Here is a 26,273-nt window from a genome sequence, read left to right as displayed (position 1 = left end):
GGGAAGGTCAGTCACCCCTCAACTTTAGCCCTGCCCGGTTGCCTGCCTGAGCGCGCGGAGTTGGACGGCCCTTAGACCATCTTCCACTTGTTGATGCGGTAGGAGTTGCCCAGCTGCTCAAAGAGTCCGGGGTGGGCGTCCCAGTATTCCTTGTGCCCGCTGACGCCGAGCATCTGCGGGGTTCCCCACGGTGTCACGGAGAACAGGTTCACGGCCTGAATCGCTTCGCCGCGGGCATTGGTGCAGGTGAAGCCAATTACTACGGCTGCACCGCGCCGGAACTCCCGGATTTCCGGCATGCTGGTCTTGAAGTCGGCCGTGCACTTATGGCCCACCAGGTTCTGGGGCAGCTCGCTTGCGGTCATCCCCTTGAAGCGGGCTTCGATGTCCTGGATGGCCTTCTTGACCTCTGCGGGATCCTTGCCGTACTTGCCTTCTTCTGACTCAGCGAAGAACGCGTAGGCGAGCGCAATCCCGTCCCCGTCAGCTTCCACGGTCCCTTGTGCTTTCTTCTGGATCTCCTCACCGGTAGTGGGGTCCTTGGTGATGCCGAACGACTCGTCGTGGGTCCACTCGGCCAAGTACTGGAAGGACGATTCGCCTGTGACCCACTTGCTGAACAGCGGATCACCGTCTGCCGGAACGTTGCTGGGTCCGGCAAGTTCGTTCCAAACTTCAGGCAGGGGGATGGCGTCAGCGGGGATTTCAGAGGAAGCGGAGGCTTCGCCGGAAGGTTCGGCAGAAGGCTCCGCTGCCGCCTCGGACGCCTCGTCGGAGGAAGTCACCGACGGCACCGGACTATCCACCGCCGTGGGCTTGGTCATGGACGGAACCAGCCACGTGAACGTCACCACCAGGGCAATGATCACGACGACGGCCACACCACCCAGGATGAGGAACAACGACTTCCTGTTGTGGTCGCCCGGGTTCTGGCCGGGTCCGCCGGATCCACCAGGTCCGCCGGGTCCGCCAGGTCCGCCGGATCCACCAGGTCCACCGGATCCACCAGGTCCACCCGGGTATCCCGGCTGGCCCGGGTAGCCGCCGCCCGGCGGCGGGAAGCCCGGCTGACCTGGATAACCTGGCTGCCCCTGCTGCCCCTGCTGCCCTTGCGGATAGCGGTGCACGGTTTCGGCGTACTCGCCGTCGGGGTGTTGCCCGGGCTGGTTCTGTGGCTGCTGCGCCGGGAATGCCTGTGTGGCGGCAGGTTGCGTCGGGAACGCCTCAGTCTGGGCTTCCGGTTGGTACATGGGCTGCGTCTGGCCCGGCTGGTACTGGCTGTACTGATCCTTGCCGGTCTCGTAGCGCGGCTGCGGCACACCGTCCGGGTTATAGGGAGGCTGCGGTGCTCCGTTGTTGTTGCTCATGACAGGCCCTTTCACATGCGGTAAGTGGGGACCTGCGGGAGCGCGGCGACATGCTAATCCACCATGTCGATCCCCCGACCCAAGGTGGTGGCACACCAGCGCCGCAACCAGCGTAGACCAGCCCAACGCGCACGACACAAGTCAAAAGAGTTATCCACATGGGCAGAACTTCCCACATAAGGGGGCTTTCAGGATGGTGGGGCAGCAGATTGATGGAAGACTGGGTGGCAGTGCATGAACAATCCCAGCCGGAGGCAAATATGGCAGAAGAAACCACGTCCACATCGGTGTACCGGAATGGCCACGAAATCGAATGCTGGCTCACGGACATGGACGGCGTCCTGGTTCACGAAAACCAGGCGATTCCCGGTGCCGCTGAGCTCATCCAGCGCTGGGTGGACACGTCCAAGCGCTTCCTGGTTCTGACCAACAACTCCATCTTCACGCCTCGCGACCTCGCAGCCCGCCTTCGCGCGTCCGGCCTGGAAGTCCCTGAGGAAAACATCTGGACCTCTGCGCTGGCCACCGCACAGTTCCTGAAGGACCAGGTCCAGTCCTCGGACTCGGGCAACCGCGCCTACACCATCGGCGAAGCCGGTCTTACAACTGCCCTTCACGAGGCCGGGTTCATCCTCACTGACACCGATCCCGATTTCGTGGTGCTCGGCGAGACCCGCACCTACTCGTTCGAAGCAATCACCATGGCCGTCCGCCATATCTTGGCCGGCGCCCGTTTCATCGCCACCAACCCGGACGCCACCGGCCCCTCCAAGGACGGCCCCATGCCGGCCACCGGTGCCATAGCGGCCATGATCACCAAGGCCACGGGCCGCGAGCCCTACATTGTGGGCAAGCCGAACCCCATGATGTTCCGCTCCGCCATGAACCAGATCGACGCCCATTCCGAGACCACGGCCATGATCGGCGACCGCATGGACACGGACATCGTGGCAGGCATGGAAGCGGGCCTGCACACGGTTTTGGTGCTCAGCGGCATCACGCAGCGCGAAGAAATCGTGTCCTTCCCGTTCCGGCCCAACCAGATCCTGAACTCTGTGGCCGACCTGAAGAGCCAAATCTAAGAGGACAGAACCATGGCTGTACTCAATCTGCGTCCCATAGCCGGTGGCCGGATGCTCAGGGGTAGCCAGCCTTTCGGCTTGGATGCCGCTGCAACGTCGGGCTTCCTGACGGAGCACGGCATCCAGGCAATCGTGGACCTGCGGAGTGAGCTTGAGCGATCGTTGGTTCCATGGCTGGTTCAGGACGACGACGGAGGCGCGGGTGCCGCCGCGGCCCCGCCCGCCGTCGAGCTCATCCATAACCCGCTGGACCCGAACGCCATTGCCGGGTCGCTCCAATCCGTGGAAACAGCGGAGGACCTCGGCGACTTGTATTTGGGCTGGGTCCGGCTGCGGCCCGAATGGGTGGGCGATGCACTGCGACCCGTCGCACGTGGCAAGCGCACGCTGGTTCACTGTTCGTTGGGAAAGGACAGGACCGGCGTGGTGTCAGCGATAGCTCTTCTGGCATCCGGTGGAACCGAGGACCAGGTAGTGGCGGATTATGCCGCCACCACAGCCAACTTGCCGGACGTCCTGGAAGTTATGGCAGAAACGTGGCGGCTCAGCGTTCCCGCAACACCGGCAGAGTACTTCAGCCCCGAGCTGATGATCCTGCAGAGCCCGGAAGCTGCCATGCAGCACTTCCTGGCCGGCTTTGCGCAGGAGTTCGGCGACGCGCGGAGCTTCCTGCGTGAGGCGGGACTTACCGCCGTCGAGGTTGAATCGCTGGCTCTGTAATACTTGGGTGGATGAGTAGGACGAACTGGCTCGCTGACGTCAAACCCCTGCCCGGAGGGTGGGTTCTTCGCTCGGCTATCGTCCTGGCAACCATACTTTTCCTGGTGTTGGGGATCCGCTGGCAACAGCACGATCTTTCGTCGTTCCAGGGCTGGTTGGAGCTGGTAGTCCCGTACCTGCCGCTCCTGGCGCTCCTCCTTGGCGCCGTGCAATCCGCTGTTGCCTGGTGTCTGGCTCTGGCCGTCATCACGGTGCTGGGCGGGGACGCGTCCCTTGTGGTGGCCATGATCTTCCCCACCATGGTGGTGGTGGCCTTCTGTTCCTTCCTTCTTCCGTGGAAGCTTGCCATCAATTTCTCGCTGTTCGTGCCCAGTGTCTTGCTGGGTTTGTACATATCAACTCCGGAGATGGCTGACCAACCGGCGGTTCTGCTGGCGCTGGTGGTCTTCCTTGCGGCCGCGGCATGGCGCAGCGTCAACGTCTACCGGCACCGCTATGAGCAAAGCACACACCATATCCGTGATTTGCAGGAGCAACAGGCGCTAGTCCGGAGTGAGGAACGGACCCGCCTCGCCCACGAGCTTCATGACATCGTGGCCCACGACGTGACCATCATCGCCATGCAGGCGCGGCGCGCCGAGTTCGTGAACGACCCAGCCAAGACATCCCAAATCCTGGAAGGCATAGGGACTGCAGCGCAGCAGACCCTTCAGGATCTGCGTAGCCTGGTGACCCTCCTCAAGGACGAAGAAAGGGACGAGCCGGGAGGCCTCCCACAGATACCGGGCAGTGAAGGACAAACCGCTGGGTTTCTGGACGCTCCTGCCATGTCCGGTGAAACCACTACTGCGGTTGGCTTGGTTCACGATCTGGACGGAGTTGTGGAAGCACTGGACCGTGCGGGCTTCCAGGTTAGTTTGGTGGTCGAAGGTGAAGTAGCCCGCATCCCGGCCAGCCTGCGCCAGGCGCTTCGCCGGACGGTACGGGAAATGGGGACCAACGTGCTTAAACACGCGGACCCGTCCGGGGTGGTGGACCTGCGGTTGGCCGTAGGGGCTGATCGTGTGCAGCTCACATCGGAGAATACAGTTTCCAAAGCCGAGCCGATCATGTCTTCCCGGACTGGGCTTGAGGCGATGAGTGCCCGCTGCGAAGTGTTTGGCGGGTTCATGGACGTGGGCCTTAGCGAGGAGCGCTGGACCACCGCGGTGTCCATCCCGTTGGAAGGATTAGCCTCTTCGAATGCATGATCACATCTGTGGGAAGATGGGCTCCGTGACTGACATTGGGGGATCAGTATGACGCGGGTTTTGTTGGTGGATGATGAGCTGTTGGCCCGGGAGATCCTGCGGGACTATCTCTCGTCCGACCCGTCCATCGAGGTTGTCGGCGAGGCATCTGATGGGCGCGTGGCCGTGGTCCAGGCAGCTGCGCTTCGTCCGGACGTGATTCTGATGGATATGCAGATGCCGGTCATGGATGGCGTGGCTGCAACAGCGCAAATTCATGCAGAATTCCCGGAAATTGCCATCCTGGGGTTGAGCACCTTCTCCACCGATCGCTACGTGGTGGATTTACTGCGTGCCGGAGCGTCGGGTTACCTCGTCAAGGACACGCTGCCCAAAGAAATTACCGCCGCCATCCATAATGTGATGGCAGGTGAGTCCGTATTGTCCTCCAAAGTGACACGGCATGTGGTGACAGGGCTGGCGGAGTCCGTCCCTGCCGAAGTTGTTCCGGACCCCAAGCTCGTGGACGCGCTGACCAAGAAGGAGTTGGAGGTAATCCAGCTGCTTGGACGGGGAATGAGTAACCGCGAGATGGCTGCGGAGCTCTTCGTGACCGAATCCACCATCAAAGCACGGTTCGTGAACGTCATGGAGAAGCTCGGCGTGCGGGACCGGGTACAGATTCTTGTTGCGGCCGTTGAGGGCGGGCTGGTGGACCTTAGCCCCGGTTCGCGGTCAAGGCTGGATTCCTGAGGATCACCACGCACTAGCTGCGTCCAAGGACCTCCTTAATGGGCCGAACCAAGCCCTCGACTGCCTTTTCGATGGCAGCGGAACGCACCCCATCGAGGGACGTATCCGGGTTGCGGATAAGCTCGCCACCCCACCCCATCACCTCGTAGTGGGCGAGGGACCGTGCCAGTTCAAGCGGGGACTGCCACGCCCGGTTCAGATTTGTCCGCGCAAACTCCCTTGCCTGCTCCACTGCTTCCCAGTGGTCCGCAATCCTGTAGTCCGCCACTGCGGAAAGCGCTGTGTCCAGAATGGCCGTACTGTTGGGCCGGGACGTGATGACCTGCCACATCACTGTCGGTGTGGAGGCCTGCAGCCCCCGGCTGGCTTGGAGTACAGCCTGGTGCCCGGACTGTTGAATCGCGTTTGGCAGCAAGGTTCCCGGTCCTCCGGCCACCAGGCAGATGGCAAGAAAAGTAGCAGCGAACCCAACGTCGCCTGCGGGATCCTGCCCAATGACAAAGGTCTGCTCGAATCCCTGGGCCGTTGTCTGCCTCATGGTGCTCCGGAAGGCAGGCTGCGGGATTGGAGGCCCTTCTCCCTCCCGCTCCAACACGCTGTCCTCAAGCTCTTCCAGAACGCCGGAAGAACCCACCACAGCAAGCACGGGATCACCCACTTCCCCTCTTCCCGGGGGTTCGGTATTGATGACATGGTCAATCCAGCTCCCTACCGCAGCCTCCGGCAGGGTGGCAGTCATGACCACGGCCCCATCGCCGGGCGTCCACGTCAAGGCAACCGGCTGCTGGGCCGGCCCGCAGCGTTCACCTGCCGTGGAAACGGCGCTACGCAGGTGCGGGACGCCGTCGGAAGCGGTTCGCCAGCCCATCGACACCGTGGTGAAGCGGGAACGCCGGTCAACCTGGGCCAGATAGCGGCGAGTGATGATCATCGGAGAACCTCCTCGGAAGGCTGGACGATGACTGACACGGACTCCTGCTCGGCGAGACGCCATGCCGCGGCGGTGACCAACGGCCTGAGCCGCGTGGCGTCGTCGGATATTTTGGCGAGGGCATCCGCCAGCTCAACGGCGAACGTCGGCGTCCCCCTCAGAAGCACGTCGCGGGTGACGGTCCGGGCGAGCCGTTGGTCATCGTGCGTGAACCTTTCCATCCGGAGAACGGCGCGACGGGCCGCAAAGATCATCACCGCATCATCGGCGATCGCGAGCGCCCGGAATCTCTCGGAAGGGTCTATGGCCTGTCCGGTGTCGTCCACCAGGACGAATAGATCATCCCGGGTAAGGTCCCCCGGGCCAAACAAGCCAGCGCTGGCATCCAGGCCATCCTGCTGGGACAGCAGCTCAGCTGTTACAAGGTCACCGAGGAGATCCGGGCCTGCAGAGTGACCCAACGCTGCAGCCGTGGCGGAAAGTAAACGAGTGGAGGTGGCTCCGCCGGAACAGATCCTGGACGCCGAACCACCCCTGCGCACGGACTCCTGCACCACAGGGACGACGTACGCTTGGTCTGAAATTCCAGAGAACGGTGCCGCCAGAAACCGGAGCGTCTTAACAGGGTCTTCAGATGTCACCGCCGTCAAAACCGCCCCCGAGGGACGATAAAGGCGGCGATGCAGTGCGTGAAGCTTTTCACTGGTGACCCGGGATGCCAGATCACGATCTCCGGTGCCGTCATGACCGTTGGCGTGGTCCGCCCAATATTGCGCCGTCAGGTGCGGCCAGGGCAGGATGCCCCCGGGTGCCGGAGCCAAACGCTGCGCCCGTTCTGTGGCCACGGCGTCTATCTGCTCCGCAATCTGCTCCTGGGTCAGTGCGGGCTGGAAGACTTGCTCAACCAAGCGACGTGAGATCTGTTCGAGGTGTCCCGTGGGACCGGACTCGTAAAATTCGGAGTAGTCCATGTGGGTGTTCCCGCCCAGGATTCCGCCGGCTTTCTGAACCGAAGCCTGCCGTTCGGACGCCGTGGTGTTCTCACTGTCTTGGTAGACCATGTGTTCGAGGAGGTGCAGCATGCCTTCCTCCCCCGGCCTTTCATGGCGCATTCCCGCTGGCACGCCCAGACTGACGGAGAGGATGCGCGCGGAGGGATCGTGAACCGCGATCAGCTGTGTTCCCCTGTCCAGCTGCATGCCGTGCACGGCCCGGCCGTCCAATGTGCCAAGAATCGTAGGGGTAGTCATCGCATCTCCGGGGTGGTGTCCGCAGCCGGGCTGGCCAGGTACCAGCCAGCCAAGTGAAGCAGCGCCTTCGCTTGGGCCTCTCCTGCGCCGGCATAGTGGTGCCAGTCGTAGGCATGCTGGGCGATCCTGAAGGCCAATGCCGGGCCAATCTCGGACGGTCCGGGAGCTTCTCCGCAGGTCTCAAGGAACCCTGCGCGCAGTTCTTCAAGGGCTGGACGCAGAACAGGGTGGAATGCATGCAGCTCCGCCATCTCCCCCAGCACCCAAGCAATGTCATATTCCGGGTGGGCAAGCCCCACGTCCTCGCCGGTGAGGAGCGACCCCGTTGCACCATCAGGGGTCACCACCCAATGGGCCATCCCCGGATATCCGTGAGCTATGACTTGGCGGGGGCCGGAAAGTACGCGTTTGATCCATCGACGGATCTCTTGCAGGCCGGGGTCGCCCAAAACTTCGCGGGCCGGCTCCCATGCACCTCCCAGCCATACCTCCGCCCGCTGGACGGTTCGTGGAGTACTTCCCGGAAAGTCGATGAGGGAAGCATTTTCATGGAGAACGCTCAGGGCAGTGCCCCATGCCCGCCCTGCCGCCCGGAGGTTTGCGGGCACCCCCGCCGTGATGAGGTCGAAGACCGTTGACCCTGCCGGCGTCGAGTATGAACGGTGGCGATCACCCCCGATGCCTACCACCAAGAGGTCAGCGCCGGGCGCGGGATCGATGCTGATGGGCAGGGACGAGAAAGGGATGGGCGCTCCGACGCCCAGGCTGTGGACCCATTCATAAGCCCCGCCTACCTCGTATACACCGGTGGACAGCAACTCGGTCCGGGTGGAGTGGATGACTGGTTTCTGCCGGGAATCCATCGCGGCGCTCATACAGTAGCCGCCTCTTTGGTCATCCCCGCACGGAGGAGCCGTTCCTCTTCCAGCCGGCGCAGCACGGATGGGAACGACGGCGGCACCCAGGCCAGGGCGACGTCGCTGGACTCGCTGGGGCCAGGGACGGGGTCAATGACCAGGAAGTTTTCCGGCATGCGCAGTTTCCCGAGGGTCTCGGCGACGATAGGGTTCGCCAAGGCCCGGGGCGGCAAGGCCGGAGCGATGCAGACCTGGGCTTCCGTTGTCATTGCTGCCAGCAAGGACGGCGAATCGGCTATGCCGTGAGCCAGGCGCGATGAGTAGTCAAGGGTTGCCGGGTAGACCAGGATCAGGTCCGCCCACTCTGCCAAATCGATGTGTGCAGCAATGAGCTCTTCCCCCCAGATATCGGCCTGTACACGGGATTTCAAGCGGGACTCAATGCTGTGACGGGTGATGAAACGCTGTGCGGAATCCCGCATGACCACCTTGAATTCCGTTTCCGGCGCCGCTGAAACCGCCCACTCAATCCAGAACGGCATAACTTGGGTGACTGCCGAGCCTGTGAGAATCAGGGCAACCTTGGAGTATCCGAAGGCTTCGAGGGTGAGGTCCGCCCATATTGGACGAGGACTGCTGTCAGTGGTTGTCATGGCAGGTCTCAGCATTCACGAGGGGTGGGTGGGTCAGTTATGGGTCAGGAGGCGCCCGCGTGATGATGTTTCCACCACCTCGCCGGCGCCTTCCCCGTGTTTGAGTTGCCTAGCAGCCCATGGTCAGGGTTGCGCCGATGATCACCCCAGCACAGAACGGCGTGGTGGCCGGCGCGTCGGTGGCAGCGTCGCCGCCGAGCTCGTCAGCAGCCGTGAAGGTGCTGTGCGCACGGGCCAGGTCCGTGAGGTCGGCCTGCGGGATGTTGGTGATGGCGTGAGTCATGCTGGTGTCTCCTTTTGATGGCACCACGTGGTTGGGTGCGTCCGGGGTTGCTACTGGGTGAAAGCTTTTGTTGCGGTGGTGCCAGGGGTGACTTAGCAGCCGGCACCGAGGGTGGCGCCAACAATGATGCCGATGCACAGCGGTGAGGTTGCCGGAGCTTCGGTGGCAGCGTCGCCGCCGAGCTCGTCGGCAGCCGCGAAGGTGCTGTGGGCGCGTGCCAGATCGGTCAGGTTGGCCTGGTGGAAGTTAACAACTGCGTTGGACATGGTGTCTCCTGTTTTCTTTGCTTCCCACTCAGTGGGAATGGGTTTTTTCTTTTTGGGTTCCTCATGGGAGGTTTTTGGGTGCCGGGCAGCGGCGGGCCGCTGCCCGGTTTCATCACTGGCCGGCGTTGTATCCGGGCTGGTGAGGGTTGATGCAGGCCGCATGGGCTTCCAGAACCCAGGCGGCTTGGAGGTCGGTCTTTTCCACAGACGCACGGAGTAGCGCGTCCGTCAGTACCCGCGAGCGGTGTTGTCCGAAGCTGAGCCCCCGGTACCCCGGCCGCGGATCGTTTGGTTCCATGGCAAGTGCCAGGCGGTCGTGGACGCTATGGGTGAAAACCGAGGCAGGGGCGTCCGGCCCGGACAAGGACCTCAGGGCAGGACGAACAAGGGAAGCCACGGCGTCCGCATGTTTGGCTGACATGTAAATGACCATCGCGTCACTGCGGGGGAAAGCAAGGGATGAGGAGAGGGTCTTGACCTGATGGCCTAGCCCGCTGGCGGCAAGGGCTCCAAGAATCTTCGGCCACATTTCAAGAGCTTCTGCTGCCGTGGAACAGGACAAATAGAGCCTTGAAGCGGCCGCAGGGTTCATGGATCCGTGGGCACCGAGTGCAAGGAGGAATCCGGGGGTGGTGCGGCTTCGCCAACTGGGAACACGCACCCCCACGATCTCATCCAGGGGGTTGCGTACCAGTGCCTCCTCGGGAAAGAGGACCTTCACTCCGGATAGCTCCACCACCTGGTGCGGAACGCCTTGGACCGAAGTCCCCAGCTGCGTCCTCTTCGACGCTGCCTGAACGGATGCCTGTCCTGTCGCTGCCTGAACAACCGTGCGGTGCGGGATGCCTGCAATCAGCGCCGCGGCCAGGTCCTGGTGTCCAGTGCCCGGCACCGCCTCGATGCCTGGGTGCCCGATGTGCAGATGGGTGTAGATCGCTCCGGCCAGTTGCGAGCGCAGCTCGGTGTGGCTGGTTGCTCTGAGTCTGGTGGCGTCTATGGTGGCGGTGAGCTCGCGAACATCGATGGAAATCCGGTGTTTCAGGACCTGCAGTACCTGTTCGAATGAGACCTGCTCGAATGTAGTCTGTGTGGGAGCGTTGAGCATGACCGTCATCGAGGTGTCCTTTCGAAACCGAGGGCTTTGACATAGTGGCCAGGTGTTAGCAGTGCCTCGCGCCCAACACCCGCAGCAGCCCGTTCGATGCCGGGTAGCCGGGACACCATGGGAGCCCTGGTGATTGTTCGGTCCACCAGATGCCACCCCAAGTGCGCGGTAGCCCGAACCGGCAGCTCCGGATCGTGGTAGTTGGCATGATCGGCATACGAGGTCCACATCCGTCGGATTGACGGAACAATGGCTGCCATCCGCTCGGCGATGCGTGCCGAGGCGCTCTCGTCGTCGAACCTGGCGGGGGGTGCGGAGGCTCCTCCGCGGGTGGTGACCGTGTCCAGGACCGCCCGGTAGATCCATTCGCCTGCCAGCATTCCCAGGTCCCGGGCGGGATCGCCGAGTCCGAATTCTTCCCAGTCGAGGACGCATAGCTCTCCGCTGTGGACGTGGAACTGGTCAAGTCGCAGGTCGCCATGGATGGGACGTTCCTGGTGTTTCCGTTCCGTGGCCCTTAGCAGCCCCGCAGCGGCGACCAGTTCCCGATCGTTCTGCAGTTCAGCCCAGAGGGCCATCTCCGCCATGGTGAAGTCGAGGTAGCGAGCGTGCGGAACGCCAACTGCGAGCATTTCCACCGGCGGGCTGGGAGGTGCAGAGCGTTCCAATCCGACTGCGGGCCCGGAGTGGAGCCGGGCGAGCAACGCGCCGGCTTCCTCCGGGAAGCTGTCCGGCATGGTCTCCTCCACCAGCAGCTGCGCCAGGCTGGTTCCTGGGCAGTGCTCAAAAACCAAGAGGCCGTTCCCGGTGTCGCTACCAATGAGCTGTGGCGTTGCCGGCGCGAAGTGGGGGGACTGCTCTGCAAAGGCGGCGAAGGCTACCGAGCGGTCAAAGGCCGCCGGGCCGGAGGCCTGCGCGGAGATCTGCTTGACGAAGACCTTTTCCCCACTCCGCAGCTTCATGTTCCAGGTGCCGTTGCGGCCTGCAAAGGCGGCCGGGGTAATCTCTTCCACTGCCTCCCTGCCGTGGCGTGCAAGGACGGTGGTGGCCACATCGGCCGCGCGGAGGCCGGCCAGCGTGATGGACTGCGGGTGCGGGGCCGTGTCAATCATCATGAGGGTCTCCTTCAGAGCAGCAGGGCGGTTACCGCGTACGCGGCCAGGACACCGATCAACAGAAGGGCCACGTTGCGGAGAAGCTTTTTGGTGGCCAGTGACTGGTTGCGCTTGTTGTCAGACATGGTTTTTCCTATCTGGAGAGACCCGATGATTCGGGCTTGTGGACTAAGTGACGGGGTGGGGGTTAGGCCATCTCGTCGGAGGTCAGGGATTGCTGGAGCGAGACACGGGAGCCGGTGCGCAGGGCGTTGTTCCGGTAAATCACGGTTGCCAACCAGAACAGGGCAGGTATCGCTGCCACCGCTGTGCCGGCGGCCAGCACCATCTCCCAGGTGGACACGTCTTCCAGTGCGAAGCGCATCGGCATGAGGTAGGAGGAGAACAGCGGCACGAAGGACAGCCCTTCCAGCCATGGGTTTCCCATGTTCATTGGCAGGACGTAGAGGGAGACCACCAGCAGCACCATTTGCAGGACTGATAGAGGCATGACCGCTGTGCCCAGGTCCTCTTGCCGAGAAACCGTTGAGGCTAGGGTCGCGTTCAAGGCTGCGAATATCACGTAGCCCAACAGGAACCAGAGGAGGAACCACAGCAGGCTGGGACCCACGGCGACGTTGATGAGGGACCAGCCCCCCACCACGCTGAACCCCACCACGGCGGTTCCGCCGATCGCCAGCAGTTGGACCAGGGTTACCAGCCCGATGCCGATCATCTTGCCGGCCAGCAACGGGACGATGCCGATCTTGGTGAGGAGGATCTCCACGATCCTCGATGATTTCTCCTCCACCACCCCCGAGGTCAGGCTCGATGCCGAGTAGACCAGTGAGGCCAGCAATGCGCTGATCATGGCGGTGGCAAAAATGGCCCGAGGATCAAAGCTCATTGCACCGGCCCCGCCCAAGGAGTCCACCAGGAACCATCCGCCGATCCCGGCAGCGGCGCCGGCGAAAAGGGCCAGAAGTCCCGTTGCCGTGAGTATGGTCCGGTTCCCCAGCCTGGTGAGGACTTCGCGTCGAATGATCAGGCGCGTCTCGCGTAGTCCACTGCCGGAAGAAGGAGCGGCACTGCGGGTTGTGCGATCAAATGTTGTTGTGCTCATTGCGATACTCCAACTTTGTCGAGGGGGCGCTCCGCCCCCGGCGTGGTCTCTGGATCTGACGAAATGAACTTGCCGGCGAGCAGGTCTGCCAAGGACCTCTGTGCGGACGCGATGCTCTTCAGCCCGCCGTGCCGTTGCGCTGCTGCCAGGATTTCGCCGGGCACGTCCCGCTCTGAGCCGTCCACGGAGACGAGCACCGTAGTACGGTCGGCCGCAGAAAACTCCACGTTGACGCCGCGGGCCATGGACACTTCGGCGGCGAATGAATCTGCCGCCCGGGAGAAACCGAGTTTCCAACGGCTCTTTCCGTCATCCTGCAGCTCTACGACGCTGCCGCTTGCCGTCACTCGACCGCGGTCCAGAATGCATACTTTGTCGCACAGGCGCTCTACGAGCTCAAGTTGGTGCGAGGAGAACAGAACTCCGACGCCCCGGTCTGCTTGCTCCCGGATAAGGCGGGACATCGTTTCGACGGCGAGGGGATCCAGTCCCGAGAATGGCTCGTCAAGCACCAGCAGGGCCGGGTTACCAACCAGGGCGACCGCCAGCTGGACGCGCTGCTGATTTCCCAAGGAGAGGTCCTGAACCAGTGCCTGCTCACGGCCTTGGAGGCCAAGGGAGGCTATGAGTTCGTCTGCAACCCCACGCGCGGCTTCGGGTTGGTGCCCTTCCAGCAAGGCGAAGTGAATGATCTGATCCCTCACCGGCATCTGGGGGTAGAGGCCGCGTTCCTCGGGCATGTACCCGATGCGCCTCCGGTCCCTGGCCGTGATGGGCAAGCCCTCCCAGGTGACTTCGCCGTGGTCCGGGGTCAGCAGACCAAGGATCACGCGCATGGTGGTGGTCTTACCTGCACCGTTGCCGCCGATGAATCCCACGATCTCCCCGCGATGGACCGTGAGGTCCATATCGTGGAGGACCCTGCGGTCACCGAAGCTGCGGCTGATGCCCGTGAGCTGTAGGCCGTTCATACTTCGCTCCTCGAAATTCGTTCTTATTTCCTGTCAAGAACGACGCTACGGAGGATCGGGTATATCCACCCTGTACTCGAGTACAGAGCTCACTTGTACAAAAGTTCACCTAGGCCGGGCGGATGACCTTGCCATTCGGTTCTTGGTATGACGGTTCCCGGGGCTCAGGCGGGAGCGGCTGGAGCTCATCCTGGACGCGTTCCAGCAGTGGCCGGTAGATGCCCCCGTTCCACTGCGGGCTGGCGTGGGCGGGCCGGGCGCCTTCCGTACTGAGCGTGGGCATCACCATGTTTGGCCCGAAGACCTTGCTCCACCCCGCACGCGCCGACTCATAATCCACGGTGGCGTCCTTGGCATTGCCAATGAAGGCCATCTTGGCGCCACCGATTTTTCCTGCCAGCCGGAGGCCGTCAAAGTGGTAGATGTACGCCGATTCCGTCTGTATCAGCACGCTGGAGGGGGCGATCGGCGAGAGCTGCTCCAAGGATTGATCGAGGATTTGCCGCCACGTCCGCTCATCCTTATGCGCCACGCGCTCCCCCAGTTCATAGCCGCCGCGCAGGACCGATGGGATGCGGAAGCCATTCTCGTAAAGAAACACCACGCCGTCGAACCAGCTCTGGTCCAGGACGTCGGCGCGGCTGAAGGGACTCGAATCCAGGACGATCAATTGCGTCTCGACGCCGTGCAGCTCCAGCAGGCGGGCAGCTACCTGGGTGGCGAGCATGCCGCCAAAACTGTGGCCATAAAAGTACAGCTTCTCCAGTTTCAGCTCACGGACGTGCAGGATGATTTCGCGGACAATTTCGTCCACGTCCAGTCCCAGGTTGGAATATCCGACGGCGGCAAGGCGGCCCCGCTGATGCAGGGCGGGGCGCAGCGAGTTGAGGATCCATTGAGCCTCTTCCCAACTGGTTTTGTAACCAGGGAAGAGGATCCAGCTGGCTTTGGGAAAGTAAACGTCCGAGTACGGATCCGGCACACGGAGGATCTTGGTGGCTCGCCGCTCGGCCTGCACACGACGGGTGAAAAGCATGTCCGCTGCGAGCGCCCCCGAAGCCCCGGCGGTGATGAGGAAGTTACGGCGGGACGTTTTCTTCAACCGGGCAGCGTAGGGAAGGATCCGGGCCCATGAGCCCGGATCCGCTGCCTTCTCCGGTTCCTCGCTCACCGGTGCGGGGAGGTTTTCAGTCACCTCCGGCGGCGCCGGGAGCTTCCCTACCTGAACGTCCACGCAGCAAGCATAGGCTTAGTCGAGGCCCAGTTCATCCTTGCCGAAGGCGAAGAGGTACGGCACTCCGGTTTCGGCTTCAATCTTCTCTTTGGCGCCGGTGTTGCGGTCAACGATTACCGCTACAGCTACTACGTTGCCGCCCGCCTTGCGGACACCTTCGACGGCGGTCAGTGCGGACCCGCCGGTGGTGGATGTGTCCTCGAGGACCACCACGTTGCGGCCTTCAACCGAGGGACCTTCCACCTGGCGGCCCATGCCGTAGGACTTCTGGGCCTTGCGGACAACGAAGGCGTCCACGGCACGGCCGGCGTCGGCAGCAGCGTGCATCACAGCGGTACCCACGGGGTCGGCACCCATGGTGAGCCCGCCGGCGCACTCAACTGAAACGCCGGCGTCGTCGATCATGTCCAACATGACCTGACCCACCAGCTTGGAGGCTTCGTGGTGCAGGGTGATGCGGCGGAGGTCGATGTAGTAGTCCGCTTCCTTGCCGCTGGAGAGGATCACCTTGCCGCGGACCACCGCCAGTTCTTTGATGAGTTCAAGAAGGCGGGCGCGGGCTGCAGCAGTATCAGGCGTGGAAGTCATGGCTCCTAGTTTAGTGGGGCCGCCGTGGTTGCGCGGATCACTAAGCGGGGGTTGACGATCTGGTCGCCCGCTCCCCCGTCCCCGTCCAGTTGCTGCAGCACCGCCTCCATGCATCGGCGGCCGAGTTCCTCGAAGTCCTGTTTGATGGTGGTGAGTGGCGGCATGAAGAACTCAGCCTCGGGTTGGTCGTCGTAGCCCACCACGCTGATGTCCCCCGGGACGTGCAGGCCGGATTCCTGGACAGCACGGAGTACACCCACTGCCATCTGGTCGTTGGCGACGAACACGGCAGTGACGGTGTGCTGCTGTATGAGCTCAAGGCCGGCGCGGTAGCCGGAGGCCGCATCCCAGCCACCCCGCAGCAGGACGTCGGCGTGCAAACCGGCATTTTTCAGCGACTCCTGCCATCCCGTGATGCGCTCGGCGGCGTCGATCCAGTGGGGCGGGCCGGAAATGTGCGCAATACGGCGGTGGCCCAGGCCGATCAGGTGATCAACCGCGAGGCGGGCTCCCAGCCGCTGGTTCAGGGATGCCCCCGTCAACTGGTTGCCGGCGCCTGCCCCGACGGCGACGATCGGCACGGGAAAGGAAACATCGCGCAAGGCGGCCAGGACATCCGGATGCGGGACCAGGATGACAATCCCGTCAACGGACTGGTTCCGGAAATGCGCCATGGCATCCTCAACGCTGTGGTCGGTCACTTCGCGGAGGTTCGCAATGCTGACGAAGTACCCTGCTTCCCGGCCCGCTTGTTCTACTCCCAAGAGGGTATTCGCGGGCCCAAACTGGCCTGTCTCACAGGCAAGCACTCCGATGGTCCGGGACCGGCGTGTGACCAGGCTGCGGGCTGCGGTGTTGCGGCGGTAGCCCAATTGGGAGATGGCCGATTCCACGCGTTGCTTGGTCTGGTGACTGACGTTCGGGTGGTTGTTCAGGACGCGGGAAACGGTTTGGTGCGAGACTCCCGCCATCTTGGCAACATCACCCATGACGGGAGCTCGCGCCGCTCCCCCTGTGGACATGTGTGGCTACTTCGCGTCGACCGCGACGGGCTCCGCCTTGGCGGGCGTGGACGTTGCGGTTGCCGGCGGGGTGGTCTTCCATTTGAACCGGCGGCCCATGGTGGAGCCTCCACCGGAACCGGTGCGGTTCTTGTTGAAGATGTCGAAGCCGACGGCGAGCAGCAGCACCAGGCCCTTGATGAGCTGCTGGTAGTCGGTGCCCAGGCCAAGGATGGACATGCCGTTGTTGAGGACGCCCATGATCAGGCCGCCAATCATGGCTCCGGCTACTGTTCCGATGCCACCCTGCACTGCGGCGCCACCAATGAAGGCCGCAGCGATGGAGTCGAGTTCGAACCCGGTACCACCGGCGGGCTGCGCCGAGTTCAGGCGGGCCGTGAAGACCAGTCCTGCCAAGGCCGCGAGGACACCCATGTTGACGAAGAGGCGGAAGGTGACCTTCTTGGTCTTGATGCCCGAGAGCTCGGCTGCGTGGAGGTTGCCGCCGATCGCGTAAGTGTGGCGGCCAAAGATGCTGTTGTTCATCAGTGCCGAGTACACGATCACCAGGACAGCAAGGACGATCAGGACGATCGGGGTGCCACGGTAGCTGGCCAGGAGGAAGGTGATGATGAGCATCAGGACTGCAATGAACCCGTTCTTGACGGCAAACCAAGCCATCGGTTCATTTTCAAGGTTGAACTTGCGGCGAACCCGGCGTTCCTTGAGGGCCTGGAAAAGAATGGCTGCCGTACCGCCGACGCCCAGGATCACTGTCAGCCATTCCAGGACGGATGTGCCGCCGGAGATGTCAGGCAGGAAGCCGCCGCCCAGGGCACGCAACTCGTTCGGGAACGGGGTGATCTGCTGGTTTTTGAGGGTAATGAGGGTCAGGCCGCGGAAGATCAGCATGCCTGCAAGGGTGACGATGAAGGCCGGGATACCTACATAGGCAATCCAGTAGCCTTGCCACGCACCCACCAACGCACCCACCAGAAGGCAGGCCGGGATGGCGAGCCACCACGCCCAGCCCCAATGGACGATCATCACGCCAGCAACAGCGCCGATGAAGCCTGCGATGGAACCGACAGAGAGGTCGATGTGCCCGGCGATGATGACCATCACCATGCCGATGGCCAGGATCAGGATGTAGCTGTTTTGGACCACCAGGTTGGTGACGTTCTGTGGCTGGAGCAGGATGCCGTCCGTAAGCACCTGGAAGAGGATGACGATCAGGATCAGGGCGACGAAGATGCCAACCTGGCGGAGGCGGCTTGTGAGGAAGCCAAGGGATTCTCGTAGGGCGGACATGTTCGCTATTCCTTCTCTTGGGTCATGAAGTGCATGAGGGTTTCCTGGGTGGCTTCGGCGATGGGGACTTCGCCGGTGATGTGGCCTGCGGACAGGGTGTAGATCCTGTCGCAAATGCCCAGGAGCTCCGGAAGCTCAGAGGAGATCACTATGACGGCTTTTCCTGCCGCTGCAAGCTCCGCGATGATGGTGTAAATCTCAAATTTGGCGCCGACGTCGATTCCACGGGTTGGCTCGTCGAGGATGAGGACGTCGGGGTCTGAGAACATCCATTTGCTCAGCACCACCTTTTGCTGGTTTCCGCCTGAGAGCTTGCCGGTGATCGCAGCAACGGAAGGAGCCTTGATGTTCATGCTCTTCCGGTAATGGTTGGCGACGGTGGTCTCTTTGTTGCCGTCCACCCAACCTCGTTTGGCCAGCTTGTTCAGTGCAGCCATGGAGATATTCCGTTTGATGTCTTCGATCAGGTTCAGGCCATAGTGCTTCCGGTCCTCGGTGGCATAGGCGATCCCGTGGTCGATTGCGTCAGAGACAGTGGAGGTGTCGATTTCCTGGCCGTACTTGTAGACCTTGCCCGATACTGCCCGCCCGTAAGTCCGGCCGAAGACGCTCATGGCCAGCTCGGTCCGGCCGGCGCCCATGAGGCCGGCCAGGCCAACCACTTCACCCTTGCGGACGTTGAGGCTGGCGTTGTTCACCACCATGCGGGAATGGTCCTGGGGGTGCTGGACGGTCCAGTCTTCGATGCGGAGGACTTCCTCGCCGATGTTGGGGTTCCGGTCCGGGTACAGGCTCTCCAGGTCGCGTCCCACCATGCCCCGGATAATGCGTTCCTGGGTGATCTGGCCTTGGTCCAGGCGCAGGGTCTCAATGGATTTGCCATCGCGGATAATGGTGACGGCGTCAGCCACCTTGCGGATCTCATTGAGCTTGTGGCTGATGATAATGCTGGTGACGCCCTGGCCCTTGAGGTGCAGGATGAGGTCCAGCAAGTGGTCCGAGTCTTCGTCGTTCAACGCAGCGGTGGGCTCGTCCAGGATGAGGAGCTTCACCTCTTTGGACAGCGCCTTGGCGATTTCCACCAGTTGCTGCTTGCCCACGCTGATGTGCTGGATGGGGGTGACCGGGTTTTCACTGAGGCCAACACGTGCCAGCAGTTTGGCGGCTTCAAGGTTGGTCTTCCGCCAGTCCACCCAGCCGTTCCTGGCAAGCTCATTCCCGAGGTAGATGTTCTCGGCAATCGACAGGTACGGGCTCAGGGCCAGTTCCTGGTGGATGATCACGATGCCGCGCTTCTCGCTATCGGTGATGCTCGAAAATTCGCAGGGTTCGTTCTCAAAGAGGATGTCGCCGTCGAAGGTGTTGTGGGCGTAGACCCCGGACAACACTTTCATGAGGGTGGACTTCCCTGCTCCGTTCTCGCCGCAAATGGCATGAACCTCACCACGGTTGACGTCCAGGGTGACGTCCTGAAGGGCTTTTACCCCGGGGAAGGTCTTGGTGATTCCTCGCATTTGAAGAATGGGTACGTTCATCGTCAATTCCCGCTGACTGGTTGGAACTTGGCCCGGGCCGAGGACTCGGGCAGGCTCTATGGGAGGCTGTGGCCCCGCCGCACTGCGTACAGCAACACAGAGGTTTGGGGCCACAGACCGGGGACGTGATTACTTGACGTCGGCTTCCTTGTAGTAGCCCGAGTCGATCAGTTCCTTTTGGAAGTTGTCCTTGGTGATGATGACGGACTTCAGGAGGAAGGCCGGGACAACCTTGACCTTGTTGTTGTAGGTCTTGGTGTCGTTGGTCTCCGGTTCGGTGCCCTTGAGGACGGCGTCAACCATCTTCACGGCCTGTGCGCCGAGCTGGCGGGTGTCCTTGAAGATGGTGGAGTACTGCTCGCCGGCGATGATGGACTTCACGGAGCCCTTCTCCGCATCCTGGCCGGTGACTACCGGCAGGTTGCCGGTGGAGTAGCCGCCGGTGCTGGTCAGCGCGGAAATGATGCCGATGGACAGGCCGTCATACGGGGAAAGCACACCGTCCAGCTTGGTTCCGGAGCTGTAAGCGGAGGTGAGGATATCTTCCATGCGCTTCTGGGCAACAGGTGCCTGCCAGCGCAGGATGGCTGCCTGCTCGAACTTGGTCTGGCCGCTGGGAACCTTCAAGGTGCCTGCATCCATGTAGGGCTTCAGGGTGTCCATGGCGCCGGTCCAGAAGAAGTTGGCGTTGTTGTCATCCGGGCTGCCCGCAAAGAGTTCAACGTTGAACGGGCCCTTGCCTTCAACTTTGTTGCCGCTGGCGTCAACCAGGCCCAGGCCGGTCAGCAAGGAAGTGGCCTGCTGAACACCCACGGTGTAGTTGTCGAAGGTGGTGTAGTAGTCAACGTTCGGCGTTCCGTTGATGAGGCGATCGTACGCGATCACCTTGACGTTCTGCTCTTTGGCCTTGGCCAGGACGTCTGTCAGGGTGGTGCCGTCGATCGCTGCGATGATGAGCGCTTTGGCGCCCTTCGTCAGCATGTTCTCGATCTGCGAAACCTGTGTGGGAATGTCATCGTTGGCGAACTGGAGGTCCGTCTTGTAGCCAAGGTCCTTCAGGGACTTCTCAACGTTGGCGCCATCGGCGATCCAACGCTCGGACGTCTGGGTGGGCATCGAAATGCCAACCAGCGAATCGCTGGGATTTGCACTACTGGTGGACTCGGCCGAGCCCCCGCGACTACCGCAGCCAGTGGCTCCAACAGTCAAGGTAAGGACAACCGCTACGGCGCCCAGGAGTTTCTTCAATCTCACGATGCTCTCCTTCCGCGGCAGCATTGCCGCGAACTCTGATGCAGCCGGAGCATCTGCGCGTCCGGCACGGTGAAGCGATATATGGTCTGCGGCCAGTTGAATGCCGCATGCCACGAGTATGTAATGCGAATGCCATTGTGAACGCTAACAATACCGCTGGTCAAGTGCCGTGGATCACGAAATGATTGCAGACTAGAACCGCTCCCAAGACTCTTGACATGAAACGTTGTTAGCGTTCACAATTGGCGGTTTCACCGAGTAACGCAAAAAGCCCGGCACCGCCTTGTGGGCAGTACCGGGCTAACGCCTGCTGTCAGAGGCGGGTGTCGAACGAATCGCAGAACACGTTCTGATTGAACGTCCCCTGGAATCCGGACTCACCCTGGATCTTTTGGATCGTTGCGCGAATGGCCTCGCGTGTTGCTGCGTGGGCGTGAATGGCGGTCTTGACCATAGGCACATCGATCAAGTGGTTCGGCTGGTTCAGTGAGACAAACACCGTGGGAACCTCCGTGGCGTACCAAGGGATCTCGGCGGCCATGGGCGAGGACCACTTGATCCGGATGGAGGCCTCCTGCGCGAAGCCCTTCACATTGGCAAAGACGAAGGCGGCGTCGTATCGCTCCGCATAGTCGCCGGTGGCTTCCTCGGACAGGACCCGCATGAAGTTCATGCCGGCCTCTCCCGCGGCCTCACGCTGCTCAGCGGTCTGGAAGACGCTGACCTCAAAACCTGCGGCTTCCAGTTCTTCCCGGACGGTATCCAGGTAAGCCAGAGGATCTGCGCGGGTGAAGTCGGCGCCCCCGGAGATGCCGTAGAGACGGATTCGCGGATGGGTCCGAGGCGTGATCGGCAGGTTGCGGGCAGTGTCCTTCACCAGCGTGACGGTCTTGTCAGCGATGTCAGCAGCTATGGCCCGGTGGGCCTCGCTGCCGATAACAGCCAAGGCTTCGGCCGCCGGAACCAACCGTTCCCGCGAAGCGAGATGCAAGCCCAGGCTCGCCTTCAGGCCAAGGATCCGCCGCAGGGCATCCTGCAAACGTCCCTCGCTGATGACCCCGGACTTGTAGCCATCCAGCATGTACCCGAAGTCCTCCTCGGGGTTCCGGAAGAACAGGAACATGTCGCAGCCCGCTGCGATGGTGGCAGGAACCAGGTCCTTGCGCTTCATGGTCTGAGTCAGGCCCACCATCAGGGACGCATCCGTGAGGACCAGCCCGTTGAACCCGAGTTCCCCACGCAAGAGGTCCTGCAACAACTCCGGCGCCAGCGTGGCAGGCAAGATTTCAGCGTCCGACAAGTCTGGCCGGAAATGCCGGGACACCTCGGGAGCACCAATATGGCCCACCATGATGGACTGCACGCCATGCCCGATCATTTCGCGGTACACGTGCCCGTAGCTGGCGTTCCACTTGTCATATCCCAGGGTGTTGTAGGACGTGACCACATGCTGGTCCCGCTCATCAATACCGTCACCGGGGAAGTGCTTCATGGCGCAGACGGTGGGTGATTCGCTGATGCCGTCGAAGTACTCTTTTGCCCGTTCCACCACTATGTCCGGGGTGTTTCCAAAGGCCCGCGTGGAGATGACCGTGTTCCGCCAGTTGTAGTGGATGTCCACGATTGGCGCGAAGGCCCAGTTGCAGCCCAGCGCAGCAGTTTCGACGCCGGCCACCTGGCCCATCTGCCGTGCAATGGTCTTGTCCGGGTGCGAGCCTGCCTGCAGGTGCGTGGAAACGAACGTGCCGTCGTCGCAACTGCCGGCGCCCCCCATCTCCGGATTGGAGGCGATCAGCAGCGGAATGCGGGTTTTGGACTGGGCGTAGCGGATGTGTTCCTGCACGGCTGCAGAGGGCCCCGGCCGGTACCGCATGCCGCCTACGTGGAAGTTCTCCAGCACGCCGTCGAGGTACTCCGGGGAGTAATCGTTGTTGTGGTTGATGAAGAGCTGGCCGATTTTCTCTTCCAGCGTCATGGAACCGATGGTGCTCTCCACCCACTCCACCGCGGCGTCGTCCAGGTTGTAGGGAGCGGCCGTCAAGTCCACCAGGTGCGGCCCGGCAGACGCAGCGGACTGTCCTGTCAACGCGGCATGTACGTCATTCACGATGTCCTCCACAGGCAGTGCGATGTCCACAACGATCCCGGCCTCGTCGTCCCTGAGCGGTTCCAGCGTAGCCAGTTGTGAGTCCAGCAGCGAGGCCGGCATGAAGTGCCTGGGACGGGCAGTCATGCGGGCATTTAGCAACTCCCGGGTGCCGTGCAGGTGCACGAACACCACGGATGGATCGGCGTTGCGGATGATGTCCCGGTAGGAGCGCTTGAGCGCGCTGCACGCGATGACAAGAGCAGAGTTCGACGCCGGGAATCGCCTGCCGATTTCGGCCAGCCACGGTGCGCGGTCGTCGTCGTTCAGCGGAATACCCGAGGCCATCTTGCTGATGTTCGCCTGGGGGTGCAGCGAATCGCCGTCGAGGAATCCAGCACCGAGGCGTTCGGCGAGGGCCGCACCCACGGTGCTCTTGCCGCAGCCGGCCACCCCCATGACCACAATGTGGTGGCGGGGTTGCGCTATATCAGTCATGACCTCTCTACCAGTCATGAACCGTGCCATCCACGAGGCGGTTGTACGGCAGGTAGGCCTGCTGGTACGGGAACGCGGCGGCGGCTTCTTCGTTGAATTCGACGCCGATGCCGGGTTCGTCGCCGGGGTGCAGGTAGCCGTCCTTGAAGGTCATGGACTGCTGGAAGACCTCGTTGGTCTTGTCCGAGTGCTGCATGTATTCCTGGATGCCGTAGTTATGGATGGCCAGGCCCACGTGGAGCTGGGCGGCGAAACCTACGGGCGAAATATCGGTGGGGCCGTGGAAGCCTGACTTGATCTGGTACTGGGCCGCGAAGTCCATGACCTTTTTCAGCGGTGAAATGCCGCCGAAGTGGGTGGATGCAGCACGAACGTAGTCGATCAGCTGTTCTTTGATGAGGGTTTGGAAGTCGAACACGGTGTTGAAGATTTCACCGATGGCCAGCGGCGTGGTGGTGTGCTGGCGGACCAGGCGCAAGCCTTCCTGGTTCTCGGCCGGGGTGCAGTCCTCCAGCCAGAAGAGGTCGTAAGGCTCCAGGGCTTTGCCGAGCTTGGCGGCTTGGATGGGCGTCATACGGTGGTGGCCATCGTGAAGCAGCGGGATTTCCGGGCCGAACTCGTTCCGGACGGCTTCAAACACGGTGGGCAGGTGGCGCAGGTAGGCGCGGGTGTCCCAGTCCTCTTCCTGCGGGAACGCGCCACGGCCGGCGGGCTCGTAGTCATAGCGTTCGCCCGAGGCCTGCGCCTGTGCGGCCACACCGTATACGGCTTTGATGCCGGGGATGGCGGTCTGGATGCGGATGGACTTGTAGCCCAGTTCCAGGTGCTCACGAACGGAGTCGAACAGCGAGGGAATGTCAGCGCCGGACGCGTGGCCGTAGGCCCGCAAACCGTTGCGGGAAGCGCCACCCAGCAGCTGGTACACCGGCATCCCGGCGATCTTGCCCTTGATGTCCCACAGCGCCATGTCGACGGCGGCAATCGCCGCCATGGTCACGGGGCCGCGGCGCCAGTATGAGCTGCGGTAGAGGAACTGCCAGGTGTCCTCGATCCGGTGCGGATCCTTGCCGATGAGCAGCTGCGCCACGTGCTCCTTGAGGTAGGCAGCGACGGCGAGTTCACGGCCGTTGAGCGTGGCGTCACCGATGCCCGTTACACCGTCCTCCGTGGTGATGCGCAAAGTAACAAAATTACGGGACGGGCTGGTCACAAAGACTTCAGCGGCAATGATTTTCACAGCTTTTCCTTTCGGGATGTGGCTGGTTGAGATTAAGTACGATTTTAGGTTGGATTGCATCCAGTGGCAACCGGTTGCCGAATATTTTGGATTGTGTAGTTGGAGCGTCTAGCCGCGTGCGGCATGACCGGCAGGTGCAGCCTCCGCGGCGTCCGCAGAACGGCGCGCACGAATCTCCCCCACAATCTGCGCATGCACTGCGTCCGTGAGCTTGTATTTGGCCATCACCGCTATCGCCAGGATGGTCATGATGGCCGGCAGCGCTCCGGCGGCGAATTGGATTCCCTGCATGGCTTCCGCACTCTGAGCCGCCCCCGACTTGTACCCGCCCACGGCGAGGCAATAGGCGGCCAGGGCGCCGCCCACGGCTTGGCCGGTCTTACGGGTGAAGGAAAACAGCGCGTAGGTGATTCCCTCGGTGCGGACGCCGGTTTTCCATTCGCCATACTCAACGGTGTCGGCCTCCAGGGCCCACACCACGATGTTCACCGCCATGACGCCCATCAGGCTGACCACCAACCCGGAGAATCCAACCCAAACCATGGAAGGTGGGGCGAGGAAGACAACAATTCCGCCCACCATGGACAGCGTTCCGGCAGCGATATAGACGTTCTTTTTGCCGATCCTGCGGACCATTCGCGGCATCAAAGGTGCCAGGGCCAGGGTCATGGCCAGTTGGACGATGGCAAGCACCGGAAAGAGATCCAAGCGGCCCAGGACATCGCGGAGGTAGTAGAGCTGAACTGAGGACAACGCCATGTAGCCGGTGAGGAAAAGGAAGGAGCTCAGGCACAGCATCAGCAGCGGACGATTGGTCTTCAACGTGTCCATACTCTGTTTGAAGGAAACATTGGGGACCGTGCGGTGAACGCGCTCCTTGGCGGTGAGAACCGTGAAGAAGTAGAGCGCCGCGCCGATCACCACAAAAGCCAGTGTGATGGTGGTGAACGTAGTCTGGAGGTCAGCGCCGGGCTTGATCAGTGGCGCAACGAAGATGCCCAGGGCGGAACCGACCAACAGTGCCCCTACCGTGCGGGCGGAGCCCAGCTTGGCACGGTCCCCGGGATCCTGCGTCATGGCCCCGGCCAGCGAGCCATACGGGATGTTGACCAGGGAGTACGCCAACCCCAGGGCCGCGTAGCTCACATAGGCGTAGAGCAAGGTGCCCGCCTCACCCCACTGCGGCACGGAGAACGTGGCCACGCTGAGGAGCAGGAGCGGAATGGAGCCGAACATAATGAACGGCCGGAATTTCCCAAAGCGTTTGCTGTAGGAGCGGTCAACCATACGTCCGGCGAAGACGTCGGCGAACGCGTCAAAGATCCTCACCACCAGGAGCAGTGTGCCGGCTGCGGCCGCCGAAATTCCTGCGACGTCCGTGTAGTACACCAGCAGGAACATCGTGGCGGTGGTGAAGGCAAGATTGTTGGCGGCATCGCCGGCACCATAGCCGGCGATGCTGAGTTTGCTGAGCTTTTTCAATGCGGGCTCCTTTACCCTTCGCGTCATTGCGGTCCGAGCCGACTCGACAGTGGACTTCGCACGGGGATTGGATCCCCGAGGGCGATCACTGGAAGGGGACCGGCTTGTGCAGCTGATGTAACTCTAGTCACCTTGGCAAGCGTTTGGCAATCGGTTGCCGCCATATTTCATTGAAAGTTACACCAAATCTCTTCCCTTGTGAGGCCCGCTCTGCGCCCCAAGATCGCGTCGAGGCACGCAGAGTGGGCCCCACAACGCATGGGTTTGCGGTGTTGGACGCTAAGGGTGCCAGTCGACCACGTTAAACGACCGTGGCCCGGGCACCTGAAACCTCAGGGCCCGGACCACCTCGCATATAGATTC

The 26,273-nt window shown here is 62.3% G+C and carries 24 protein-coding genes; 4 read left to right on the top strand and 20 right to left on the bottom strand.

The genetic code is table 11. The annotated features are described in order from the left end of the window. Positions 1-71 precede the first annotated feature (71 nt). Entirely contained in the window at positions 72-1,367 is a 1,296-nt protein-coding gene (locus HAV21_RS07605; protein ID WP_166841251.1) for a hypothetical protein, read from the bottom strand. Between the two features lie 260 nt (positions 1,368-1,627). On the opposite strand from HAV21_RS07605, the gene HAV21_RS07600 reads away from it, so the two are divergent. The 4 genes from HAV21_RS07600 to HAV21_RS07585 are packed head-to-tail and all read left to right on the top strand — an operon-like array spanning position 1,628 to position 5,151. Next, complete coding sequence (locus tag HAV21_RS07600; protein ID WP_035761154.1) at positions 1,628-2,449, top strand: HAD-IIA family hydrolase; 822 nt, start codon at positions 1,628-1,630, stop codon at positions 2,447-2,449. Positions 2,450-2,461: 12 nt separating this feature from the next. Next, the gene (locus tag HAV21_RS07595) at positions 2,462-3,169 is read left to right on the top strand and encodes a tyrosine-protein phosphatase (RefSeq protein ID WP_166841250.1); all 708 of its coding nucleotides are present in this window, start codon (positions 2,462-2,464) and stop codon (positions 3,167-3,169) included. 11 nt (positions 3,170-3,180) lie between these two features. Continuing rightward, positions 3,181-4,419, top strand: a complete 1,239-nt coding sequence (locus tag HAV21_RS07590) for a histidine kinase (protein ID WP_166841249.1) — start codon at positions 3,181-3,183, stop codon at positions 4,417-4,419. Between the two features lie 48 nt (positions 4,420-4,467). Further along, the gene (locus HAV21_RS07585) at positions 4,468-5,151 is read left to right on the top strand and encodes a response regulator transcription factor (protein WP_166841248.1); all 684 of its coding nucleotides are present in this window, start codon (positions 4,468-4,470) and stop codon (positions 5,149-5,151) included. 13 nt (positions 5,152-5,164) lie between these two features. Here the strand turns inward: HAV21_RS07585 and HAV21_RS07580 are convergent, their stop codons facing one another. From HAV21_RS07580 to uidB, 19 genes are all read right to left on the bottom strand, one after another. Beyond that, entirely contained in the window at positions 5,165-6,082 is a 918-nt protein-coding gene (locus HAV21_RS07580) for a hypothetical protein (protein ID WP_166841247.1), read from the bottom strand. Beyond that, the gene (locus tag HAV21_RS07575) at positions 6,079-7,332 is read right to left on the bottom strand and encodes an insulinase family protein (protein WP_166841246.1); all 1,254 of its coding nucleotides are present in this window, start codon (positions 7,330-7,332) and stop codon (positions 6,079-6,081) included. Before HAV21_RS07575 ends, HAV21_RS07580 begins: the two co-directional genes overlap by 4 nt. Further along, positions 7,329-8,207 (bottom strand): hypothetical protein, encoded by an 879-nt coding sequence (locus HAV21_RS07570; protein ID WP_166841245.1) that lies wholly within the window; start codon positions 8,205-8,207, stop codon positions 7,329-7,331. Before HAV21_RS07570 ends, HAV21_RS07575 begins: the two co-directional genes overlap by 4 nt. Then, positions 8,204-8,842 (bottom strand): flavoprotein, encoded by a 639-nt coding sequence (locus HAV21_RS07565; protein WP_243753164.1) that lies wholly within the window; start codon positions 8,840-8,842, stop codon positions 8,204-8,206. Before HAV21_RS07565 ends, HAV21_RS07570 begins: the two co-directional genes overlap by 4 nt. Positions 8,843-8,951: 109 nt before the next feature. Continuing rightward, positions 8,952-9,125 carry a hypothetical protein gene (locus HAV21_RS07560; RefSeq protein WP_165450137.1) on the bottom strand — a complete coding sequence of 58 codons (174 nt, stop codon included), beginning with the start codon at positions 9,123-9,125 and terminating at the stop codon, positions 8,952-8,954. A 92-nt stretch (positions 9,126-9,217) separates the two neighbouring features. Next, positions 9,218-9,391, bottom strand: coding sequence for a hypothetical protein (locus HAV21_RS07555; RefSeq protein ID WP_165450138.1), 174 nt, complete (start codon positions 9,389-9,391; stop codon positions 9,218-9,220). 112 nt (positions 9,392-9,503) lie between these two features. Continuing rightward, the gene (locus HAV21_RS07550; RefSeq protein WP_166841243.1) at positions 9,504-10,505 is read right to left on the bottom strand and encodes a T3SS effector HopA1 family protein; all 1,002 of its coding nucleotides are present in this window, start codon (positions 10,503-10,505) and stop codon (positions 9,504-9,506) included. Continuing rightward, entirely contained in the window at positions 10,502-11,611 is a 1,110-nt protein-coding gene (gene lxmK, locus HAV21_RS07545) for a class V lanthionine synthetase subunit LxmK (RefSeq protein ID WP_166841242.1), read from the bottom strand. The genes HAV21_RS07550 and lxmK overlap by 4 nt, the downstream gene beginning before the upstream one ends. A 187-nt stretch (positions 11,612-11,798) precedes the next feature. After that, complete coding sequence (locus HAV21_RS07540; RefSeq protein ID WP_166841241.1) at positions 11,799-12,713, bottom strand: ABC transporter permease; 915 nt, start codon at positions 12,711-12,713, stop codon at positions 11,799-11,801. After that, the gene (locus HAV21_RS07535; RefSeq protein WP_166841240.1) at positions 12,710-13,684 is read right to left on the bottom strand and encodes an ATP-binding cassette domain-containing protein; all 975 of its coding nucleotides are present in this window, start codon (positions 13,682-13,684) and stop codon (positions 12,710-12,712) included. Before HAV21_RS07535 ends, HAV21_RS07540 begins: the two co-directional genes overlap by 4 nt. A gap of 109 nt (positions 13,685-13,793) precedes the next feature. After that, the gene (locus HAV21_RS07530; RefSeq protein WP_142936836.1) at positions 13,794-14,918 is read right to left on the bottom strand and encodes an alpha/beta hydrolase; all 1,125 of its coding nucleotides are present in this window, start codon (positions 14,916-14,918) and stop codon (positions 13,794-13,796) included. A 15-nt stretch (positions 14,919-14,933) separates the two neighbouring features. Further along, positions 14,934-15,506, bottom strand: a complete 573-nt coding sequence (gene pyrE / locus HAV21_RS07525) for an orotate phosphoribosyltransferase (RefSeq protein ID WP_166841239.1) — start codon at positions 15,504-15,506, stop codon at positions 14,934-14,936. 5 nt (positions 15,507-15,511) lie between these two features. Continuing rightward, the gene (locus HAV21_RS07520; RefSeq protein ID WP_166841374.1) at positions 15,512-16,495 is read right to left on the bottom strand and encodes a LacI family DNA-binding transcriptional regulator; all 984 of its coding nucleotides are present in this window, start codon (positions 16,493-16,495) and stop codon (positions 15,512-15,514) included. 39 nt (positions 16,496-16,534) lie between these two features. Next, on the bottom strand, positions 16,535-17,818 hold the full coding sequence (gene mmsB, locus HAV21_RS07515; protein ID WP_166841238.1) for a multiple monosaccharide ABC transporter permease: 1,284 nt from the start codon (positions 17,816-17,818) through the stop codon (positions 16,535-16,537). 5 nt (positions 17,819-17,823) lie between these two features. Beyond that, on the bottom strand, positions 17,824-19,353 hold the full coding sequence (gene mmsA / locus HAV21_RS07510) for a multiple monosaccharide ABC transporter ATP-binding protein (RefSeq protein WP_142936839.1): 1,530 nt from the start codon (positions 19,351-19,353) through the stop codon (positions 17,824-17,826). A 129-nt stretch (positions 19,354-19,482) separates the two neighbouring features. Further along, entirely contained in the window at positions 19,483-20,607 is a 1,125-nt protein-coding gene (chvE, locus tag HAV21_RS07505; RefSeq protein WP_347877617.1) for a multiple monosaccharide ABC transporter substrate-binding protein, read from the bottom strand. A gap of 313 nt (positions 20,608-20,920) precedes the next feature. Beyond that, on the bottom strand, positions 20,921-23,191 hold the full coding sequence (locus HAV21_RS07500) for a gluconokinase, GntK/IdnK-type (RefSeq protein WP_166841237.1): 2,271 nt from the start codon (positions 23,189-23,191) through the stop codon (positions 20,921-20,923). Positions 23,192-23,198: 7 nt separating this feature from the next. Further along, positions 23,199-24,428 (bottom strand): D-mannonate dehydratase ManD, encoded by a 1,230-nt coding sequence (manD, locus tag HAV21_RS07495; RefSeq protein WP_142936842.1) that lies wholly within the window; start codon positions 24,426-24,428, stop codon positions 23,199-23,201. 108 nt (positions 24,429-24,536) lie between these two features. Continuing rightward, the gene (gene uidB, locus HAV21_RS07490; RefSeq protein WP_166841236.1) at positions 24,537-25,910 is read right to left on the bottom strand and encodes a glucuronide transporter; all 1,374 of its coding nucleotides are present in this window, start codon (positions 25,908-25,910) and stop codon (positions 24,537-24,539) included. Positions 25,911-26,273 lie beyond the last annotated feature (363 nt).

Origin of the sequence: Paenarthrobacter sp. MSM-2-10-13 (genome assembly GCF_011605365.1) — a bacterium.
Classification (GTDB): domain Bacteria; phylum Actinomycetota; class Actinomycetes; order Actinomycetales; family Micrococcaceae; genus Arthrobacter.
The sequence above is the reverse complement of the archived record's forward strand: the minus strand, read 5'-3'. Positions and strand labels throughout refer to the sequence as shown.

Bases quoted from the DNA above. Each gene is read 5' to 3' on its own strand.
- HAV21_RS07605 (WP_166841251.1), bottom strand. From the start codon at position 1,367: ATGAGCAACAACAACGGAGCACCGCAGCCTCCCTATAACCCGGACGGT.
- HAV21_RS07585 (WP_166841248.1), top strand. From the start codon at position 4,468: ATGACGCGGGTTTTGTTGGTGGATGATGAGCTGTTGGCCCGGGAGATC.
- HAV21_RS07560 (WP_165450137.1), bottom strand. From the start codon at position 9,125: ATGACTCACGCCATCACCAACATCCCGCAGGCCGACCTCACGGACCTG.
- HAV21_RS07595 (WP_166841250.1), top strand. From the start codon at position 2,462: ATGGCTGTACTCAATCTGCGTCCCATAGCCGGTGGCCGGATGCTCAGG.
- HAV21_RS07520 (WP_166841374.1), bottom strand. From the start codon at position 16,495: ATGGGTGATGTTGCCAAGATGGCGGGAGTCTCGCACCAAACCGTTTCC.
- mmsA (WP_142936839.1), bottom strand. From the start codon at position 19,353: ATGAACGTACCCATTCTTCAAATGCGAGGAATCACCAAGACCTTCCCC.
- HAV21_RS07565 (WP_243753164.1), bottom strand. From the start codon at position 8,842: ATGACAACCACTGACAGCAGTCCTCGTCCAATATGGGCGGACCTCACC.
- HAV21_RS07570 (WP_166841245.1), bottom strand. From the start codon at position 8,207: ATGAGCGCCGCGATGGATTCCCGGCAGAAACCAGTCATCCACTCCACC.
- lxmK (WP_166841242.1), bottom strand. From the start codon at position 11,611: ATGATGATTGACACGGCCCCGCACCCGCAGTCCATCACGCTGGCCGGC.
- HAV21_RS07540 (WP_166841241.1), bottom strand. From the start codon at position 12,713: ATGAGCACAACAACATTTGATCGCACAACCCGCAGTGCCGCTCCTTCT.
- HAV21_RS07500 (WP_166841237.1), bottom strand. From the start codon at position 23,191: ATGACTGATATAGCGCAACCCCGCCACCACATTGTGGTCATGGGGGTG.
- HAV21_RS07535 (WP_166841240.1), bottom strand. From the start codon at position 13,684: ATGAACGGCCTACAGCTCACGGGCATCAGCCGCAGCTTCGGTGACCGC.
- mmsB (WP_166841238.1), bottom strand. From the start codon at position 17,818: ATGTCCGCCCTACGAGAATCCCTTGGCTTCCTCACAAGCCGCCTCCGC.
- HAV21_RS07555 (WP_165450138.1), bottom strand. From the start codon at position 9,391: ATGTCCAACGCAGTTGTTAACTTCCACCAGGCCAACCTGACCGATCTG.
- HAV21_RS07580 (WP_166841247.1), bottom strand. From the start codon at position 6,082: ATGATCATCACTCGCCGCTATCTGGCCCAGGTTGACCGGCGTTCCCGC.
- pyrE (WP_166841239.1), bottom strand. From the start codon at position 15,506: ATGACTTCCACGCCTGATACTGCTGCAGCCCGCGCCCGCCTTCTTGAA.
- HAV21_RS07590 (WP_166841249.1), top strand. From the start codon at position 3,181: ATGAGTAGGACGAACTGGCTCGCTGACGTCAAACCCCTGCCCGGAGGG.
- HAV21_RS07550 (WP_166841243.1), bottom strand. From the start codon at position 10,505: ATGACGGTCATGCTCAACGCTCCCACACAGACTACATTCGAGCAGGTC.
- HAV21_RS07575 (WP_166841246.1), bottom strand. From the start codon at position 7,332: ATGACTACCCCTACGATTCTTGGCACATTGGACGGCCGGGCCGTGCAC.
- HAV21_RS07600 (WP_035761154.1), top strand. From the start codon at position 1,628: ATGGCAGAAGAAACCACGTCCACATCGGTGTACCGGAATGGCCACGAA.